We start from the raw sequence: 18,840 nt of genomic DNA, 5'->3' as shown, positions 1-18,840 counted from the left end.
AAGTCGTTTCTATGCCCGTTCATGGCATATTTCGCTTGTCACGCTGGAAAAACCACGGTAACAGGCGCGCACTTCACAGGCGAAGGCGGGCCTCTCGGGGGAGACATCCTCGAAGGTCCACCGGTTGGGGCCACCTAGCACGGTGGTTCTCAAAACCTTCGCCCAGGCGCAAACCGGAAAAGGAAAAGACCATGGCGCTTCCCGATTTCACCATGCGTCAGCTGCTTGAAGCTGGCGTTCACTTCGGTCACCAGACGCAACGCTGGAACCCGCAGATGCAACAATACATCTACGGCGACCGTAACGGCATCCACATCCTCGACCTGACCCAGACCGTCCCGATGCTGGACAAGGCTCTGCAAGTCGTGCGTGACACCGTTGCAAAAGGCGGCCGCGTTCTCTTCGTTGGTACCAAGCGTCAGGCAGCCAAGCCGATCGCAGAAGCTGCAGAGAAATCCGCACAATACTACATGAACCACCGCTGGCTCGGTGGTACGCTGACCAACTGGAAAACCGTTTCCCAGTCGATCTCGCGCATGAAAACCATCACCGAGAAGCTTGAAGCAGGCGCAGAAGGCCTGACCAAAAAAGAGCGCCTCGGCATGGAGCGTGACCACGAGAAGCTGACCGCGTCGCTCGGTGGTATCGCCGAAATGGGCGGCCTGCCGGACCTGCTGTTCGTCATCGACGTCAAGAAAGAAGATCTGGCCATCGCAGAAGCCAACAAGCTGGGTATCCCGGTTGTGGCTGTTGTCGATACCAACTGCTCGCCCAAAGGCGTTGACTACGTGATCCCGGGCAACGACGACGCCGCACGCGCCATCTCGCTCTATTGCGATCTGGCAGCACGCGCAGCACTTGACGGCATGACCGCTCAGATGGGCGCTGCAGGCGTTGACCTTGGCGCTCTGGAAGACGCACCGGTTGAAGAAGCCGTCGAGGCAGAAGAAGCGTAATCGCTTCACCGTCATCCCAATGACACGGGAGGGGGCTATGACCCCTCCCAATTATATTTGACAGGAGATCCGAGCATGGCGATCACCGCAGCAATGGTGAAAGAACTGCGCGAAAGCACCGGCGCAGGCATGATGGACGCGAAAAAAGCGCTGACCGAAACCGATGGCGACATGGAAGCCGCGGTTGACTGGCTGCGCACCAAAGGTCTTGCAAAAGCCGCCAAGAAATCGGGCCGCGTTGCAGCAGAAGGCCTGGTGGCCGTGGCTGTGAACGGTGGCAAAGGTGTGGCTGTCGAAGTGAACTCGGAAACCGACTTTGTTGGTAAGAACGCCGAATTCCAAGCGATCGTTGCGAAAATCTCGGCAGCTGCACTGACCGTTGACAGCACCGAAGAGCTGGCAAACGCTCCCGTTGACGGCAAGCCGGTTTCGGAAGTCCTCACCGACGCAATCGCGAAAATCGGCGAGAACCTGACCCTGCGCCGCATGGTGAAAGTGGAAGGCGAGACCGTTGTCTCCTACGTCCACAATGCCGCAGCTGAAGGCATGGGCAAAATCGGTGTTCTGGTTGCGCTGAAAGGCGACAACGAAACCATCGGTAAGCAAATCGCGATGCATATCGCAGCAACCAATCCGGCGTCGCTGTCGGAAGCGGATCTGGATCCGGCAATCGTCGAGAAAGAGAAGCAGGTTCAGATCGATATCGCACGTGAATCGGGCAAGCCCGAAGCCGTGATCGAGAAGATGATCGTGGGTCGTATGCAGAAGTTCCTGCAAGAGATCACCCTCGTGAACCAAGCTTTCGTTATCAACCCCGATGTGACCGTTGGCCAAGCCGCCAAAGACGCAGGTGTTGAAATCGTTGCATTCGCCCGCGTCGAAGTCGGTGAAGGCATCGAGAAGAAAGAAGAAGATTTCGCAGCAGAAGTCGCAAAGACGGCGGCTGGCAACTGATCTCTTCGATCTGAACGATTTGAAACGAGCGTCCTGCGGGGCGCTCGTTTTTTTATGAACGCCCGACAGGCACAGCAGGATTTCAAGCTAGGAGACGCGCATAGGGCAGGCGGGTTCCCTGAGGGGCCGGATGCAAAGAACAGGCGCTAGGGGACCAAAACCAAAAAGGCCTGACATACGAAAATGCGTATGTCAGACCCGAAACCGGTACCCCGGCAAGACCTCGAAACAACGCGGATGAATGCTCGCACGCCTCAAGATCCCCATGTTCCTGGCCAAAGCCACCACTCACGGAACAGATTTAATCTAACGTAAATTCATCCTGCTTGAGAAGTAAGGAAAACCATACCTTGCTCATCGATCAAGAAAATAGAAGATACGGTGTTAAACTCTTGGATGATTTTTAAGATCTGCGCCCGCAGCGATTGCCCCGTGTTGCGGCTGGAAGATCTGGTTCATGACGGCGGCTTTCAAAACAGCCTGCGCCGTTGTCTCGACATTCAGGGATTCGCGGGCCAGCCGCAGATGTTTCTCGACCGTGGTGACGGTAAGCCCCATCAGACAGGCCACATCCTGCGCGGTTTTGCCATCTGCGATCCATTCCAGCACTTCGCGCTGGCGGGGCGAGAGATGGCGTTTCGGGGGGATATAGGGCAGGCTGGACAGGCGCATATGCATCAGCTGGCAGGCCACAAGAAGCGTCCGCTGATGTTCGCACCAGATCTGGTCCACCTCGGCCTGCGACAGCCCCTTGCGCGCGCAGAGGCCAATGCCACCGCGCGCCCGCGTATTCGATTGCGGAAAGCCGATCGAGATACCGGCCAGAATGTCATAGCGGCGATTGAGTTCGAGCACCTTCAAAGAGGCGTCATCCAGAGTCCCCGACTGGAGCTTCTGGGCAACCAGTCCCCAGCTTTCCCAGCCCTCGTTCTCCCAGGCCCATTGGATCATCGGCGCATCGGCATAAAGGCGACCGTCCAGCAGCGCCTTTATGTAGCATTTTTCGTGATTGGACAGAACGATGGTCTCATCCAGATCCAGCAGATTCGGCTGGGTCTGAAAGCGAGTGTAACCATAAAGCAGGCGATCGAACCCGTAATCGTCCATAAACCGGCAGTGATGCGCCCAGATCTCTTCGACCGAGGTCAAACTCAGGAGAGTTTCGATATATTCCAGCATACGCAAGTCACCACTCTTTCTCGCAAGGAGTAGTCTGCAACTGCTAAAAATATCAATACCTCAACACGCGTTGACCTTTGAAGGAAATATCCGAATACACGGAATGATCAGGCCTTTTGTTCCGCATATGATGCCAAAGTTGTAATAAGCGGACGATGGTCATAGCCCGCAGAGGCCGCCGCCGACACGATCTCGGCAATGTCCATGCGGCCCGCCTGTGCCATCGCCCACAGATGCGAGCTGCGCGTGCCAGAGCGGCAATAGGCGAAACAGGGTTTCTCGGCATCGTTCAGACAGGCTTCGAACGCCTGCACAAGTTCAAGCGTCATTTCCCCCGGATAGAACGGCAGGTAATGCGCAGTCATACCATTCTCCGCAGCCGCTTTCACAAAATGTTCATGCGCGAGTTCGGGCGGATTCTCCTCATCGGGGCGATTGATGATGAGCGAACGGAAACCCTGTTCGGCCAGCGTCGAGACATCCTCCAGAGAAATCTGCGGCGAGACGGCAAATTCAGATGAAAGCGGGCGAATATCCATAACATGCTCCTTTCCGGAAAACCGGCAGTATTCGGAGTTTATAGAGCCCATAGGGCAGGGTGGCCGCAAGAGCGATCTGTTCAAGCCTCGGGGATTTCGCGCAGAAACTTCGCGACATAGTCAGGAAACTGCGCGAAGTCATCGAAACTCGCCCAAGGTGCAAGGCTGTCGATCGTGCTTTTGCGATAACCGCGTGTGAACAGCAAGAACGGCACGCCCGCCGCATGGGCCGTCTCGGCATCCACCTCGGAATCCCCGACATAAAGGCAATGCTCGGCAGATAACGCGGCCCTGGCGACCAACAGCATCTGCGGATCGGGTTTGCGGACAGACAAGCTGTCACCCGCAATAATATAGTCAAAAAACTCTTCAATATTAAGGTGCTGCAAGACAGTCTTCGCAGGCTGCATCGGTTTGTTCGTGCAAAGGCCGAGCGCCACACCCTGAAGGCGTAGCGCCTGCAGCGCCGAACGTGCGCCCTCAAAGAGCGTATTCCCCTCGCGCTGGACCTCGTATTGGGCCGAAAACGCATGGAAAAGCTGCGAGAGTTTGGATGAACTTCGAGGTATTTCAAGATGATCCGCGACGCAGTTCATCAGATGCGGCACCCCATGCCCGATGAACCCGCGCACGGTCGCAACCGGAAGTTCGGGCAGGTGCTGCGCCGCAAGCGCCTGATTCAGGGCAAGCTGGATCGCCGCAGCGCTTTCAACCAGCGTTCCATCAAGATCGAATATAACGGAAAGCGGCGGAGCTGCTGCGGCGATCGCGGTCATTCTTTCACACGTGCCGCTTCGGCCGCCGTGCGGATCGCCGTGATATTGCGCCCGTAGACATCGGGATTTGTCACCGAACCGCCTTTGAAGACAGCAGACCCGGCCACCAGAACATCGGCACCGGCTGCCGCCATCAGCGGCGCGGTCTCGGGCGTGATCCCACCATCAATCTCGATATGGATCGGACGGTCTCCGATCATGGCACGCAGCTTGCGGACCTTGTCGATCTGGCTATGGATGAATTTCTGACCGCCAAAACCGGGATTTACGGTCATGACGCAGATCAGGTCGAGCTGGTCGAGAAGATAGTCGATCTGCTCGATACCGGTACCGGGGTTCAGCGCCAGACCGGCTTTGCAGCCTGCGCCACGGATCGCTTGCAGCGTGCGGTGGATATGCGGACCGGCTTCAAGATGCGCGGTGATGACATCGGCACCAGCCTCGGCATAGGCATCGATATATTGATCCACCGGCGAGATCATCAGATGGACATCCATGACCGTCTTGATATGCGGGCGGATCGCCTTGCACAGCGGCGGCCCGAAGGTCAGGTTCGGAACGAAATGGCCGTCCATAACATCGACATGGACCCAATCGGCGCCTTGCGCCTCAATGGCCTGAATTTCACGACCGAAATCCGCGAAATCCGCCGAAAGGATCGAGGGGGCAATTTTGATGCTGCGGTCAAAGCTCATGGCTCAGTGTCCTGCGATTTAAAGGGAATTACCGATGCTTTAGTGGGTTGCGTGGCTCAGGTCCAGCAAACAATCGGAAAACTGTCCTGAATGATATGAGATAGAACCAAGTATTTTACATAATCCTGATTATTCGCATTTTATATAGCAGATCAAATAAGCCACATTACTCATTGTAATATATGCATTTTTATATCTCCCGCCGACATCGTGATGCCGATGGGAGATTTCGGAACAGTCAGCCCGCATTTTCCGACAATTTACGCAACCGCGCGATAAGCGAGGATGTATCCCAACGGCCACCACCCAAGGCTTGGACATCCTTGTAAAACTGGTCCACCAAAGCTGTCAGCGGCAATGGTGCCTTGATTTCATCCGCTGTGGTCAGGCAGATACCAAGGTCTTTCCGCATCCAGTCTACGGCAAATCCGAACGCATATTCCCCCTTGGCCATTGTCTCTGACCGGTTGGACATCTGCCAGCTACCGGCCGCGCCCTGACTGATCACCTCGACGACATCCGCAATCGACAAACCTGCCTTTTCCGCAAAAAGAAGCGCCTCGGACAGGCCTTGCACCACGCCCGCAATCGCGATCTGGTTGGCCGATTTACATAATTGCCCGGCACCGCTTTCGCCCAGACGGCGGCAGATCTTGCCATAGGCCGCCAACACGGGCTCGACCGCGTCATAATGGGCTTGGGTCCCACCGCACATGATGGACAGCGCGCCATTTTCCGCACCCGCCTGACCGCCTGAAATCGGCGCATCGACAAAGCCCAGACCTTTTCCGTCAGCCAAAGCCGCCAATTCGCGCGTGACCATCGCAGACACGGTCGTATGGTCCACCAGAATGGCGCCGCTCTTCATGGCGGAAAACGCGCCATCGGCACCAGCACAGACCATGCGCAGATCATCATCATTCCCGACGCAGGTCATCACCATATCCGCGTCCCGAACCGCTTCGGCAGGCGTTTTTCCAAGCGCACCGCCGTGGTCAGCAACCCATTTTTCGGCTTTAGAAGTAGTGCGGTTATACACCGTGACGTCATGGCCTGCGGCCTTCAGATGGGCCGCCATCGGATAGCCCATTACGCCAAGCCCCAGAAATGCGATTTTTGTCATCGGCAAACTCCCTCATCAGATCGGCAAACTCGCGCAAACGCGCGTTGATCCTTTGTCATACCTGACTTACTAAGCCGCAACCCCTGCTGGTCACATCCGGCTCAACTTTTGCAGACCTACCCGGAGCGCGCATGTACAAACTCTTCCGCTGGATGGTGCGATTGACCGCAGTCGCAATCGCATTGGTGGTGCTTGGCGCAATCGGCGTGTGGTATTTTGCCTCGCGCTCCCTGCCTGATTACAATGCAACCTATCGCGTTTCGGGCATTTCCGCACCGGTCGAGATCGTGCGCTCGACAGAGGATGTCCCCCATATCTTCGGCAAGAACGATCCGGACGTCTTTTTCGGCCTCGGTCTCGCCCATGCGCAAGACCGGCTATGGCAAATGGTCATGCTGCGCCGCACCGTTCAGGGGCGGCTTTCGGAAGTCTTCGGGCAAAGCACGGTCAAAACCGACGAGCTGATGCGCAGGCTGGGCCTCTATGACGCGGCTCTGGCTTCGGTCGATGCGCAGGACCCGCAGACCAAAGCCGCCCTTGAAGCCTATTCGGCAGGCGTGAACCAATGGATCGCGCAGGTCAATAAAGGGGCCAAGGGGCGTGGCGCGCCAGAGTTCTTTTTGTTCGATAATTCAATATCCTATTGGACACCTGCGGATTCCCTCGCGATCCTGAAGCTGATGGCTGTCGAACAGAACAACCAGTTCAGCCGCGAAGTGCTGCGGGCCCGTGTGTCGCTGCTGGACCCGTCTTGGGTGCGCGATCTGCTGCCCGATATGCCGGGGAGCGTGACAGATACCCTGCCCGCCTATCACGACCTCTTCCCCGATGTGCCGCGCGCCTTACAGCAGGAAAGCGCGCCCGAGCCGCTTTCGCCCTTTCCCGCCGCAGGCCTTGAGGCAGGCTCGAACGGTTGGGCGGCAGCGCCTGACCGATCGGCCGCAGGCGGGGCGCTTCTGGCCAATGACCCGCAACTCGGGCTGACCGCCCCTGCCCTTTGGTATCTGGCGCGGCTGCAACTGTCATCGGGCGGCGTTATTGGCGGTACTATCCCCGGCATTCCGCTGGTGATCACGGGCCGTAACGAACATATGGCCTGGGGCGTGACCGCCGCCTATGTCGATGACATGGATCTGCATGTCGAACAGATCAATCCCAAGGACCGCGAAACCTATCGCACCCCCGATGGCTGGCAGAAATTCATCACCAAGCGCACCATTCTCAAGGTCAAGGATGCACAGCCGCTGACCCTGACCCTGCGCAGCACCGAAAACGGACCGGTCCTGCCGGGGACGCATTTCGATCTGGGCACGATCACGCCGCCCGGATCGGTGATTTCTGTCGATTGGACGGCACTCGACCCGCATGATACCACCATGAGCGCGGCGATGAAGCTGATGGAGGCCAAGGATGTCACCGCTGCAATCGAGGCCGGCCGCGACTATATCACTCCGGCGCAAAATCTGATTCTCGCGGATCAGAAAGAGGTGGCGCGTGTGCTTGTCGGAGCCATCCCGAAACGCGATCCGACCAATCAGACCGAGGGGCGCATGCCCTCGGCGGGCTGGCTGGCACAAAACCGCTGGATGGGACGCCTGCCCTATGACAGCAACCCGCGCGAGGTTAATCCTGCCGATGGTATCGTGCTGAATACGAACAATAAAACAACCGATGCCAATTTTCCGAACAATGTCACCTTTGACTGGGGAGACAGCCAGCGCATCCAGCGGCTGAGCAAGCTTCTGAGCGAACGCGAGGTGCATTCCCGCGAGAGCTTCATTTCGGCCCAGTTGGATACGGTCAGCCCCGCCGCGCGCAACCTGCTGCCATTGGTGGGCGCGGATCTGTGGTATACCGGCACGCCTGCCCCCGATGGTACTCCCGAACGGCTGCGGCAACGCGCGCTTGAGCTTCTGGCGGCATGGGATGGCGAAATGTCCGAGCATCTGCCGGAGCCGCTGATCTATGCCGCATGGATGCGCGAGCTGCAAAACCGTCTGATCCGCGACGAACTGGGGCCGCTGGCCAGTAAATTTACCGCGCTAGACCCGCTCTTTATCGAACGTGTTTTCCGCAATACCCAAGGGGCGGCCCATTGGTGCAATGTCATCCAGTCCGATGCGCAGGAAAGCTGCACCGATATCGCGCGGATCTCGCTGGATGCGGCCTTGCTGTCGCTGAAAGAGAAATACGGCCCGAATGTCGAGAGCTGGCGCTGGGGCGATGCGCATGAGGCCCGCCACGACCATCCTGTTCTGAAGAACATGCCGCTGATCAGCTGGTTCGCAGATATCCGGCAATCATCTTCGGGCGGAGATTTCACCCTGATGCGCGGCAAGACCCTCGGCACGCCCGACGCCCCCTTCGCCAATGTGCAGGCGGCAGGCTATCGTGGTGTCTATGATCTAGCCGATCCCGATAGCTCTGTCTTTATCATCGCCACAGGACAATCGGGGCATCTCTTCTCGCGCCATTATGACGATCTGGCCGAACTCTGGCGTCGCGGCGAATATATTCCGATGTCCCTTGACCCGGAACTGGCGCGCGCGGCAGCGGCAGGCATTACCAAGCTGGTGCCTGCCTCTTAAGAGCATAGATGAAGACCAACCGCTAATACGCAGGTATCAAAGCGTTTCAAGAAGACCTGAGGCAAGCGACGCAGGACTATGACACGGAACATGAAAACCTCGGCGTAACCACTTGCTACGCCGAGGAAATTCATCACCATCGTTCACAGAACAGCGTCAAAGGGCGTTAAAACGCCCCTTCTGGGAGGCCGTCCACTCGACCTGCAAGACCCAGCCCTCTTTCGACTGCGCCTCGTCACGCACAACATTCTCGGCATGAAGCCATGCATGGCGTCGGCCATCGGCAAAGGGCAGATGCAGCTCCTCGTTCAGACGCTCTTCCCCCAGACGCTGCTCGATTTCAAGCAGGAGCGCCTCGAAGCCTTCCCCCGTCAGCGCAGAAATCGCACAGACATCATCCCGCCGCTCGGCCTGCAAGGCGGTCGCCGCATGATTTTCTTCCGACAACAGATCGAGCTTGTTCCAGACCTCGATGAAAGGAACATCATCATCCACTTTAAGTTTGTCGAGAATGTCTTCTACATCAGCCGCTTGCGCGTCACTTTGCGGATGGGAAATGTCACGCACATGCAAGATCAGATCGGCTTCAAGCACCTCTTCCAGCGTCGCACGGAAAGCGGCAACCAACTGGTGCGGCAATTCCGAGATGAAGCCCACCGTATCCGACAGGATCACCTTGCGCCCTGAAGGCAGCGTCACCCCCCGCATCGTCGGGTCAAGCGTGGCAAAAAGCATATCCTTGGCCAGCACATCCGCGCCGGTCACCTTATTGAACAGCGTGGATTTTCCGGCATTGGTATAGCCGACAAGCGCGACAATCGGAAACGGCACCTTGCGCCGCGACGCCCGATGCAACTCGCGGGTTTTAACCACCTTCGCCAGCTGGCGACGGATACGGACCATCTGTTCGTCAATCGCCCGGCGGTCCGCTTCGATCTGCGTCTCGCCGGGGCCCCCGACAAAGCCAAGTCCGCCGCGTTGGCGTTCAAGGTGTGTCCAGGCCCGCACAAGCCGCGTGCGTTGATAGCTGAGCGCGGCAAGTTCAACCTGCAGCACCCCTTCACGGGTTCGCGCCCGATCAGCAAAAATCTCGAGAATCAAACCGGTTCGGTCAAGAAGTTTAACCTTCCATTCCTTTTCCAGATTGCGCTGCTGCACAGGCGTCACCGGCCCGTCTACCAGCACCAGTTCAATCTCCAGCTCCTGAAGCCTGGCGCCCAACTCCTCCATCTTGCCGGTTCCGAACAGATGTCCGGCATGCGGCTTGGGCAGGCGCACAATCTCCGAGCCCACAACCTCGAGGTCGGGCAAAGCCGCAGCCAGCGCCACGGCTTCTGCCAGCCCATGTTCGGGCAGTCGCATCCCGTCCCCGATCTTGAGGTCGGGATGCAGCACATAGGCCCGCGTGGGAGCCTTATCGTGGGAAACGCTCTCGCTCAAAGGAAACTCAGTCGTCGCCTTCATAAAGCGAAATCGGCTGACCCGGCATGATCGTCGAAATCGCGTGCTTGTAGACAAGCTGGGACTGGCCGTCGCGGCGCAAGAGGACGCAGAAGTTATCGAACCAAGTAATAACCCCCTGCAGTTTCACACCATTGATCAAAAAGATCGTCACCGGAATTTTCGTTTTCCGTACGTGGTTCAGAAACGCGTCCTGCAGGTTCTGTTTATCGGCAGCCATTATATTTTGCCTTTTCTCTTAGCATTTCGGGGACGTTGGCTCGTCCCACTCTGGCTTGAGTATGCGCAAGTCAACGGGAGTTACCACCCCCAAAAAGCGCTGGCCCCACATGACGCGACAAATCGTGCCATTAAAGCACTCATTTTCGCCACAGTTCGGGATTGAAGAGCGCAATGATCGCCAAAGTTTCCAGCCGCCCCAGCACCATAGCAGCCGCCAGAATGGCCTTGGCGGCGGTGCTCAGATCCCCCCAAGCCAGCGGAAAATCTCCTGCCACAGCGGTCAGCGGGCCGGTATTGGACAGGGCCGCAACCGTGAAGATCATGGCGGGTTCGAAATCGAGGCCTGTATAGGAAATCGCGATCATGACCACCGAAATCGAGAGCGCGAAGAGCATGAAGAAAATCCATGCCACGAATGCCCCCTGACGGCGCAGACGGCGCGCCGCAGAGCCTCCGCCGCCAACCGAGCTGGGATAGACAAGCAGGTCCAGTTCGCGCTCGCCATGCCGGATCAGCGCATAGACCCGCAGCAGTCGCACACCGCCGGCGGTGGTGGCGATGCCGCCGCCAATGATCGCCAGTCCCGACAGGATCAGACCCGGCGTCCCCAGCCCCGCCCATGCCCGCGCATCCTCCCAGCCGCTTGATTCAAAGCCGGTGGTGGTCAGAAAGGACAATGTCGTGAACAGCCCGCCCCAAAGCGTGCGCAAGATCACCCCCGGACCGGGATGGGAATCCGTATCCAGCGCCGCAAGCCAGTGGCGGAAAAAGAGCAAGATCACCGTCAGCAATACGATCATCGCCGCCAGCCGCAATTCAGGATCGTCGCGCAACCGCTTGGTCGCGCGCATTTCTCCGTCACCGGGCCAGAACCGGCGCGACAGGGCGGGCAGGAAGAAAACGAAGATGATGACCTCGGTCAGCACGGAGCTTTGCCCCGAGGCCAGGCTGCTGGTCGGCAAGATCCCCGAGGTTGCCAAGGTGGACATTGCCGCACAAAGCGCCACCAGATTATCTTCGCCCGAAATCCGCAAAAGCACCCAGAGAATGCCGGTCAGCCCCGTATAAACCGGAAGCAATTCAAGCGCATATCCGATCATCTTGTCACGGGTGACAACCCCGCGCTGGGTGCCGCGCAGATTGACATCCTTCACCTCGCCGCCCGGCCCGCCAGCAAAGAAGATCTCGAAGCCGCCGACCCGCAGCGGGGCCAATACGGCAATCGTCATCACCAGCATGAAATAGCCGCCGCTCCAGCCCACAAGCGCGCGCCACAGATGTAGCGACGGCGGCAGGCGCGCGGGCGCATATAGCGTGCCGCCCGTCGTTGTCAGCGCCGAGACCATCTCCCACCACGCATTGAACAGCGAGGTGTCGCGCATGACCTCGTGGAAAGGGATCGCCAGAACCAGCGGCAGCAGCGTGAAGGCCCCGACCATCGTCAACAGCGAAGACCGCTCGCGCGGGCCGCGCCGGTTTGCCCCCGTGGCCAGCGCCAGCAGCACGAAAACAAAAAGCAACAGCGAGCCGGTATAGAAAAACGGTCGTGCCACCGCGTGCTGATGCAGGGTCAGCGCATGTATCGCGGGCAGATACATCAGCAGACCCGACACCGCGACCAGAATCACGAAGAGCGGCAGATTGCGCAGATTGGCTCCCATCGGACGCGCTTCAGAAATAGTCGATGGAGACCTGCAGCAGGCGCTCCACCTCGGCCACGTCATCGGCCAGCGCGAAAAGAACGACGACATCGCCTTCCTCGATGCGGGTATCGGCACGCGGGCGCACCACGATCTTGTCGCCTTTTTTCAACCCGCCAAGCAGGACGCCCTCGGGAAAATCTATGTCACGCAACAACTTGCCAGACAAAGGTGAGGTTCCAAGCACCTGCGCCTCGATCACCTCGGCCTCGGCATCGCCGATCGAATAGATCTGGCGCACCCGCCCGTGCCGGATATGGCGCAGGATCGAGGACACGGTCGTAGCGCGCGGATTGATCTGGGCATCGATCCCCAGCGGCTCCATCATCGGGATCAGCGTCGGGTCGTTGACCAGCGTGATCGCCATCTTGCAGCCCGCCTGTTTCGCGCGCACCGCAACCAGAAGATTGGTCTTGTCATCATCGGTCACCGCCAAAAGCGCATCGGTGGCCGAGACATTGGCCTCCTCCAGCAGCTCCTGCGACATCCCGTCACCATGCAGCACAATGGTGCGCTCAAGCGAATCCGCAGCCCGTTCGGCTTTCTCGCGCGACATCTCGATGATCTTGGCGCGCGTCCTGTCGCTACGGGCTTCCAGTTTCTTGGCCACAGCCAGCCCGACATTCCCGCCCCCGACAATCAGGATCCGCTCCTGCTTATGGGTGTTCTTGCCGAAAATTTCGAGCGTGCGCGATACATCATCGCGATGGGTGCAGAGATAGATCTGGTCGCCGGCAAAAAGCTGGTCATTGGGCTCGGGCGCAAACAGACGCCCCTCGCGGCGCACGCCCACCACAATCGCCCGCAGGGTCGAAAACAGATCCGTCAACTGCCGCAAAGGCGTGGACAGCACCGGACAATCGGGCTGAAGCGATATGCCCATCAGCCGCAACTGGTCTTCCATGAAACTTTCGGTATCGAATGTCGCAGGGGCCAGCAGCCGCCGCATCGCCGCCTCGGCCACCTCACGCTCGGGGCTGATGATCACATCAATGGGCAGCTGGTCGCGGCGGTAGATGTCGCGATATTCCTCGTTGAGATAGCTCTGCGAGCGCAACCGCGCAATCTTGCGGGTCACGCCGAAGACAGATTGCGCAACCTGACAGGTCACCATATTGACCTCGTCGGAATGAGTCGCGGCGATGATCAGGTCGCAATCGCGCGCGCCCGCGGCCTCCAGCACATCGGGATGCGAGGCAAAGCCCACCGTCCCCTGCACATCCAGCATATCCGAGGCACGGCGCACCAGCTCGGGGTTGCTATCGACCACTGTCACATCATTGCGCTCGCCCGAAAGATGGCGTGCAATCTGCCAGCCAACCTGTCCGGCCCCACAAATGATCACCTTCATGCGACCCTCCGCAACTCACTGGCTCCGGTTCTATGCGGCAGCGCGGCAGGGGTCAATCACCCGCGCCCGTGCCTTAATCCGCATCCTCTTCAATCCGCGCCATACGACCGCCCGTTTTCGCCCCGGTCACAACACCAAGAGACTTCAGTTTGCGATGCAGGGCCGAACGCTCCATGCCGACGAAATTCGCTGTGCGGGAGATATTGCCGCCAAAACGGTTGATCTGGGTCAGCAGATATTCCCGCTCGAACAATTCGCGCGCCTCGCGCAGCGGCAAAGTCGCCAACTGCCCCGACAGCACGATGCGGCTGGATTCGGATTCTGCCGGCTGATCCCCCTCAAGCTCGCGCGCCTCGATCTCGCCCGTGCCATCCCCGAGGATCAGAAGACGTTCGATCACATTGCGCAACTGGCGGATATTGCCCGGCCATTCCATCGTCTGCATCATCGCCAAGGCGTCGGCGGACAGCTTGCGGAGCGGCAGACCCTGGGTCTCGTTGAACTGCGCAAGGAAATACTCGGCCAGCAGCGCCAGATCCTCGCGCCGCTCCGCAAGGCCCGGCACGGCAATCGGCACCACATTCAACCGGTCATACAATTCCTGCCGGAACCGGCCCGCCGCGATCTCGGCGGTCAGGTCGCGCGTGGTCGAGCTGATGACGCGCAGATCCACCCGCACCTTATCCGCACCGCCCACACGCAGGAATTGCTGTTCCGTCAGGACGCGCAGGATCTTCGATTGCGTGCCCAGCGGCATCTCGGCGACTTCGTCAAAGTAAACAACGCCGCCATGTGCCTGTTCCAGAAGGCCTTTCTCGATGCCGCGCTCCGGCGTTTCGCGCCCGAACAGCACCTCTTCCATACGGTCGGGTTCGATCGAGGCGGAATTGACGGTGATAAAAGGCGCAGTGGCGCGGGTCGAAAGCTGGTGGATATACCGCGCAGCAGTCTCCTTGCCCGAACCGGGCTCGCCGGTCAGCATGACACGACCGTTGGATTTCGTAACCTTATCAAGCTGATCGCGGAGCTTCTTGAACGCCGCACTCTCGCCCAGCATCTCGCCCGTCTGCATATCACGGCGCTTCAGCGTAGAATTTTCGCGCCGCAAACGCGATGTTTCCATAGCACGTGAAATGACCACAAGTAACTGGTCGATATTAAACGGTTTTTCGATGAAGTCATAGGCACCCTGCTTGATCGCGGCCACCGCGATCTCGACATTGCCATGCCCCGAAATGATGATGATCGGAATATCGGGATTGTCACGCTTTGTCGTCTTCAGGATGTCGATCCCGTCCATCCGGCTATCCTTGAGCCAGATATCAAGGATCATCAGCGCCGGTGGCTCTGCATTGACCGCATCCATACATTCATCGGAATTCGACGCCATGCGGGTCGAATAACCTTCGTCTTGCAGGATCTCGGAAATCAGTTCCCGAATATCCTTTTCATCGTCGACAATCAGAATATCGCTCATGTCAGCTCACTATCCTTGATGGCGCGCACTGCCGCATGGGCACGAGGCAGGCGGATTTCGGCAAGGGCACCGCAATGGGCACCGGGGTGAAATGGCGGCGCATCCCGAAGCATCAAAGTGCCGCCATGCTCTTCAATGATTTTCTTTACAATAGAAAGCCCTAGACCTGTTCCTTTAGAGCGGGTCGTCACATAGGGCTCAAACAGACGCGACCGGTCTTCGGGCAGACCTATCCCGTTATCCATAATGCGCAGCGTCACGAATTCGGGCTGCACCTGCATCACAACGCGCACTTCCGGCGCATACCCCTCTTCAGCGCCTTTTTCATAAAGCGATTCAACCGCTTCACCGGCATTCTTGATAAGGTTTGTTACCGCCTGCCCGATCATGGTCTGATCAAGCTCGACCAGAAGCGGGCCCTCCGGCAGATCGGCATTCAAGACAGCGCCATGCAGCGCACCTTCCTGAATGGTAATGGCATCCCGCAGCAACTGCACCAGATCCACCTCGCGCCGGTCCGGCTCAGGCATACGCGCGAATTTAGAGAACTCGTCAACAATACGCCGCAAGTCATTGGTCTGGCGAATGATAACGCCCGTCAGCTGCTCAAGGGCCGGCTCCTCATCGCCCACATGTTTGCGGAATTTGCGCTTGATCCTTTCAGCAGAAAGCTGGATCGGGGTCAGCGGGTTCTTGATTTCATGCGCGATACGGCGGGCCACATCCCCCCAAGCCGCCATTCGTTGTGCAGACACAAGCTCGGTCACATCCTCGAAGGCGATCACATAGCCTTCGCGCAACCCGTCCTCGCGCAGACGCAGCGCCACACGCACAAGAAGGCTTTCCAGCTTGCCATAGCGCGAAACCCGAACCTCTTCTTGAAGCACGTCCTGAACAGCACCGTGCAAACGGCTGAAAATATCCAGAAATTCCGGAACGGCATCAGCGATCATCCGTTGGTGATCCTTGATATTATCCAGATCAAGGAGCTTGGCAGCGGAGCGGTTGATGAAATCGATGCGCCCTTCGGCATCCAGTCCGATCACACCCGATGTCACCGACCCCAGAACCGAGTCAAACAGGCGGCGCTGTTCTTCGGTGATCGAATGGCTGGCCATCAGAGCCACTCGCTGGTCCTTAAGCTGGCCGGTCATCCGGTTGAAGCTCCGCCCGAGCATGGCAATCTCGTCATCGCCCTCGGCCTCGAGCACGCGCGCATCCAGATCCCCCGCACCGACCTTTTCAGCGGCCACCGCCATACGCCCGATCGGCAACGAGAGCCTCTCGGCGAACCACAACCCAAGCCAGACAGCGGCGAGAATGAGAATGAGCGCGAAGCCCATGTAAACAAGCCCGAATTCAAACAGAACCCGTCCGCGCGTGGCTTCCAGTTGCTGATACAGCGTCACCGTGGTGCGCGTGTCGTCCAACAGCGACAAAATCGAGCCATCCACTTTGCGTGACACGTAAAGGTATCTGTCAGCAAAGGCGTCTAACTGCTTGAGCGCACGGAATTCGTTGTCATCCCAATCCTCGATCAGGACAGTTTTACCCGATTGCGCCTGAACAATTTTCTCTGGCGCTGGCTTCTCGAAATCGAACAGATAGCTGCGATCGCCACGCGCGACAATCTCGCCGGTTCCGTCAATAACATAGGCTTCTTTCAAACCGCGTTGAATACCGCTTTGCCCCGCCACCAGCAGTTCGCGCAGCTCCCCATTCGACATGAAGGTCGCGGCCTGTCGGCGCAGATTCAGAAACCCTGCAAGCGCATTGGCATCTTCCAGAAGATCACGACGATGTTCATCCTGATAGGCTTCGGCTGCTTGCAAAGACGTGCCAACCACCTGCCGGACCCGATCCGAAAACCAGCCTTCCATGCCGATATTGACCGTCAAACCGGCAAATAGCGCCACCAGAACTGTCGGGACAAGCGCGACAAAGGCAAAGATCCCCGTCAGGCGCAATGTCAGTCGGGACCCGACAGAGCGCTTTCGTCGCGCGGCAAGCATCTGTGCAAGTCGCGTGGTAATAAGCCCTGCCAAGCCCATGAAATAAATGAAATCGGCAAGCAGAATAAGACGCAGGGAACCGCTATCGCTCCCCTGTGCCAGCGGCCCCAGAACCACGAATGTGGCAATCGCCAGAATCGGCCCGAGGATAACAAGACTTAGGGTCATCATGTTCTGGACCCGACGCTGCCTACGCAAACGCACGAGCCGATCCCACCACGCCCCTCGATGTCGATTGACCGATTTCACTGCCGCCCCCGAATACCGGAAAAAGCCGGATGTCCTTCTTTTGGGCGCATCTCTCGCTTCTGTTGCCAGATTACATCAGCGCGGCAGGAGTGTCACGCTAAATAAGTCACAGAAACGAAAATTTAAATATGGCTTTGCAATGAAAAGCCGCCCGGAGAAACCTCCGGGCGGTAGGATTTCAGGTCAGTTTCCGGCGGCGTGTCACCTGAATATCGAGATCGGTGATTTTCTTCCGCAAGGTATTTCGGTTGATGCCCAGAAGGTCGGCGCAGCGGGCCTGATTGCCACCGGTGGCATCCAAAGCGATTTCAATCAACGGCGCTTCCATCTCTTTCAGGATCCGGTCATAGAGCCCCGGAGCTGGCAGGTTGCCCCCGTGAAGATCGAAATACCGGCGCAGGTGACGGGCAATCGACGCCGAGAGTTTTTCGCCTTCCCCGCCGGGTCGAAGCGGTTCGACAGCCGGTTGATTGCCCAGAACGGCCTCAACCTCAAGCCGCGAGATCTCTTCCTCCGAGGAGGTCACAACCAGCCGCCGGATGGTGTTTTCCAGCTGGCGCACATTGCCCGGCCAGGCGTAAGCCCGCACCAAGGACATCGCATCCGCCGAGAAATGCCGCAGCCCCAAGCCCTCATTCTCCGAGCGGCCAAGGAAATGTTCGGCCAGCAGCGGGATATCCTCCACCCTTTCACGCAGCGGCGGAACCGCCAAGGTCACCCCCCCGAGGCGGTAATAGAGGTCCTGACGGAACTTGTCCGCCTCCATCAGCGCCGCCAGATCGACCTGCGTTGTTGCCATGATCCGCGGCGCGGGGTCCGGCAGCGCATCCAGCAAGCGCACGATTTTCGCCTGCGTCTCGTCGTCATAATCGCCCACCTCGTCAAACACGAGACTGCCGCCCTTGGCCCGCGTGATCAGCGAGGCCGCCCCTTCGCTGCCTTGCAGATCCGAGGCCTGCGCGACCACGAAGGGCAATGTCCGACGATCAGAAAAATCGTGGATTGCCCGTGCGATAAGCGACTTTCCTGTACCGGATTCCCCCAAGATCAGCACCGGCAGATCGGCATTCATCACCCGCGCGACAAGGCGATAGAGCGCCTGCATCGACTGGGTGCGCCCGACCAGCGGCAGGTCGCTTTTCTGCTCGCGCGGCTCGATCTCGACGGGCTTCGGCGGCGAGACCTGATGCTTGCGTTTCTGCTCGAGCGCCTTCTGCGCGCGCTTCATCAGATCGGGCAGATCGAACGGCTTGGGCAGATAGTCATAGGCATCGGCCTCGGCAGCCTGCACGGCCGTCATGATAGTGTTCTGCGCCGAAATCACGATGACCGGCAGGCCGGGGCGCAATTCGGCAATTTTCGGAAGCTGCTGCAACCCGTTTCCGTCGGGCATCATCACATCCGAGATCACCAGATCGCCTTTGCCCTCCTCGACCCAGCGCATCAGCGTGGTCAGGGAGGCGGTCGCATGCACGCGGCACCCTGCCCGCGTCAAAGCTTGGGTCAAAACGGTTCGGATGGTGCGATCGTCATCAGCAACAAGGACTGTACCGTCCAT

Annotated in this window: 15 protein-coding genes; 3 read left to right on the top strand and 12 right to left on the bottom strand. The window is 58.6% G+C overall.

From position 1 onward, the window contains the following. The first annotated feature begins 191 nt into the window (after positions 1–191). Together rpsB and tsf are read left to right on the top strand one after the other, a co-directional pair. A complete protein-coding gene (rpsB, locus tag RPE78_RS12655) occupies positions 192–956 on the top strand; it encodes a 30S ribosomal protein S2 (RefSeq protein WP_339107283.1) in 765 nt (254 codons plus the stop codon). A 75-nt stretch (positions 957–1,031) separates the two neighbouring features. Beyond that, positions 1,032–1,910 (top strand): translation elongation factor Ts, encoded by an 879-nt coding sequence (gene tsf, locus RPE78_RS12650; protein WP_339107282.1) that lies wholly within the window; start codon positions 1,032–1,034, stop codon positions 1,908–1,910. A 384-nt stretch (positions 1,911–2,294) separates the two neighbouring features. Here the strand turns inward: tsf and RPE78_RS12645 are convergent, their stop codons facing one another. The 5 genes from RPE78_RS12645 to RPE78_RS12625 all read right to left on the bottom strand — a co-directional run bounded on the left by RPE78_RS12645 (position 2,295) and on the right by RPE78_RS12625 (position 6,222). Further along, positions 2,295–3,089, bottom strand: coding sequence for a helix-turn-helix transcriptional regulator (locus tag RPE78_RS12645; protein ID WP_406721658.1), 795 nt, complete (start codon positions 3,087–3,089; stop codon positions 2,295–2,297). A 107-nt stretch (positions 3,090–3,196) separates the two neighbouring features. Further along, positions 3,197–3,628 (bottom strand): TIGR01244 family sulfur transferase, encoded by a 432-nt coding sequence (locus RPE78_RS12640; protein WP_339107281.1) that lies wholly within the window; start codon positions 3,626–3,628, stop codon positions 3,197–3,199. Between the two features lie 80 nt (positions 3,629–3,708). Next, positions 3,709–4,404, bottom strand: a complete 696-nt coding sequence (gene gph / locus RPE78_RS12635) for a phosphoglycolate phosphatase (protein ID WP_339107280.1) — start codon at positions 4,402–4,404, stop codon at positions 3,709–3,711. Next, positions 4,401–5,099 carry a ribulose-phosphate 3-epimerase gene (gene rpe, locus RPE78_RS12630; protein ID WP_339107279.1) on the bottom strand — a complete coding sequence of 233 codons (699 nt, stop codon included), beginning with the start codon at positions 5,097–5,099 and terminating at the stop codon, positions 4,401–4,403. The genes gph and rpe overlap by 4 nt, the downstream gene beginning before the upstream one ends. 238 nt (positions 5,100–5,337) lie before the next feature. After that, on the bottom strand, positions 5,338–6,222 hold the full coding sequence (locus RPE78_RS12625; RefSeq protein ID WP_406720748.1) for an NAD(P)-dependent oxidoreductase: 885 nt from the start codon (positions 6,220–6,222) through the stop codon (positions 5,338–5,340). Between the two features lie 131 nt (positions 6,223–6,353). On the opposite strand from RPE78_RS12625, the gene RPE78_RS12620 reads away from it, so the two are divergent. After that, positions 6,354–8,810 carry a penicillin acylase family protein gene (locus tag RPE78_RS12620; protein WP_406720747.1) on the top strand — a complete coding sequence of 819 codons (2,457 nt, stop codon included), beginning with the start codon at positions 6,354–6,356 and terminating at the stop codon, positions 8,808–8,810. Positions 8,811–8,966: 156 nt separating this feature from the next. Here the strand turns inward: RPE78_RS12620 and hflX are convergent, their stop codons facing one another. The 7 genes from hflX to RPE78_RS12585 form a co-directional block, all read right to left on the bottom strand. After that, a complete protein-coding gene (gene hflX, locus RPE78_RS12615; RefSeq protein ID WP_406721657.1) occupies positions 8,967–10,172 on the bottom strand; it encodes a GTPase HflX in 1,206 nt (401 codons plus the stop codon). A gap of 85 nt (positions 10,173–10,257) precedes the next feature. Then, positions 10,258–10,491 (bottom strand): RNA chaperone Hfq, encoded by a 234-nt coding sequence (gene hfq / locus RPE78_RS12610; RefSeq protein WP_339107276.1) that lies wholly within the window; start codon positions 10,489–10,491, stop codon positions 10,258–10,260. 139 nt (positions 10,492–10,630) lie between these two features. Next, positions 10,631–12,154, bottom strand: coding sequence for a potassium transporter TrkG (locus RPE78_RS12605; RefSeq protein WP_406720746.1), 1,524 nt, complete (start codon positions 12,152–12,154; stop codon positions 10,631–10,633). 10 nt (positions 12,155–12,164) lie between these two features. Next, positions 12,165–13,544: a Trk system potassium transporter TrkA gene (gene trkA, locus RPE78_RS12600; RefSeq protein WP_339107274.1), complete on the bottom strand. Its 1,380-nt coding sequence runs from the start codon at positions 13,542–13,544 to the stop codon at positions 12,165–12,167. Positions 13,545–13,617: 73 nt separating this feature from the next. Further along, entirely contained in the window at positions 13,618–15,021 is a 1,404-nt protein-coding gene (locus tag RPE78_RS12595) for a sigma-54 dependent transcriptional regulator (protein WP_339107273.1), read from the bottom strand. After that, positions 15,018–17,204 carry a PAS domain-containing sensor histidine kinase gene (locus RPE78_RS12590; protein ID WP_339107272.1) on the bottom strand — a complete coding sequence of 729 codons (2,187 nt, stop codon included), beginning with the start codon at positions 17,202–17,204 and terminating at the stop codon, positions 15,018–15,020. The genes RPE78_RS12595 and RPE78_RS12590 overlap by 4 nt, the downstream gene beginning before the upstream one ends. Before the next feature lie 256 nt (positions 17,205–17,460). Next, a complete protein-coding gene (locus tag RPE78_RS12585; RefSeq protein ID WP_339107271.1) occupies positions 17,461–18,840 on the bottom strand; it encodes a response regulator in 1,380 nt (459 codons plus the stop codon).

It is taken from the genome of Thioclava litoralis (genome assembly GCF_045278885.1).
Classification (GTDB): Bacteria; Pseudomonadota; Alphaproteobacteria; order Rhodobacterales; family Rhodobacteraceae; genus Thioclava; species Thioclava litoralis.
This window is presented reverse-complemented; position numbering and strand designations above follow the sequence as displayed.

Coding starts and splice junctions, on each gene's coding strand:
- rpsB (WP_339107283.1), top strand. CDS start 192: ATGGCGCTTCCCGATTTCACCATGCGTCAGCTGCTTGAAGCTGGCGTT.
- tsf (WP_339107282.1), top strand. CDS start 1,032: ATGGCGATCACCGCAGCAATGGTGAAAGAACTGCGCGAAAGCACCGGC.
- RPE78_RS12645 (WP_406721658.1), bottom strand. CDS start 3,089: ATGCTGGAATATATCGAAACTCTCCTGAGTTTGACCTCGGTCGAAGAG.
- RPE78_RS12640 (WP_339107281.1), bottom strand. CDS start 3,628: ATGGATATTCGCCCGCTTTCATCTGAATTTGCCGTCTCGCCGCAGATT.
- gph (WP_339107280.1), bottom strand. CDS start 4,404: ATGACCGCGATCGCCGCAGCAGCTCCGCCGCTTTCCGTTATATTCGAT.
- rpe (WP_339107279.1), bottom strand. CDS start 5,099: ATGAGCTTTGACCGCAGCATCAAAATTGCCCCCTCGATCCTTTCGGCG.
- RPE78_RS12625 (WP_406720748.1), bottom strand. CDS start 6,222: ATGACAAAAATCGCATTTCTGGGGCTTGGCGTAATGGGCTATCCGATG.
- RPE78_RS12620 (WP_406720747.1), top strand. CDS start 6,354: ATGTACAAACTCTTCCGCTGGATGGTGCGATTGACCGCAGTCGCAATC.
- hflX (WP_406721657.1), bottom strand. CDS start 10,172: ATGCGACTGCCCGAACATGGGCTGGCAGAAGCCGTGGCGCTGGCTGCG.
- hfq (WP_339107276.1), bottom strand. CDS start 10,491: ATGGCTGCCGATAAACAGAACCTGCAGGACGCGTTTCTGAACCACGTA.
- RPE78_RS12605 (WP_406720746.1), bottom strand. CDS start 12,154: ATGGGAGCCAATCTGCGCAATCTGCCGCTCTTCGTGATTCTGGTCGCG.
- trkA (WP_339107274.1), bottom strand. CDS start 13,544: ATGAAGGTGATCATTTGTGGGGCCGGACAGGTTGGCTGGCAGATTGCA.
- RPE78_RS12595 (WP_339107273.1), bottom strand. CDS start 15,021: ATGAGCGATATTCTGATTGTCGACGATGAAAAGGATATTCGGGAACTG.
- RPE78_RS12590 (WP_339107272.1), bottom strand. CDS start 17,204: ATGATGACCCTAAGTCTTGTTATCCTCGGGCCGATTCTGGCGATTGCC.
- RPE78_RS12585 (WP_339107271.1), bottom strand. CDS start 18,840: ATGGACGGTACAGTCCTTGTTGCTGATGACGATCGCACCATCCGAACC.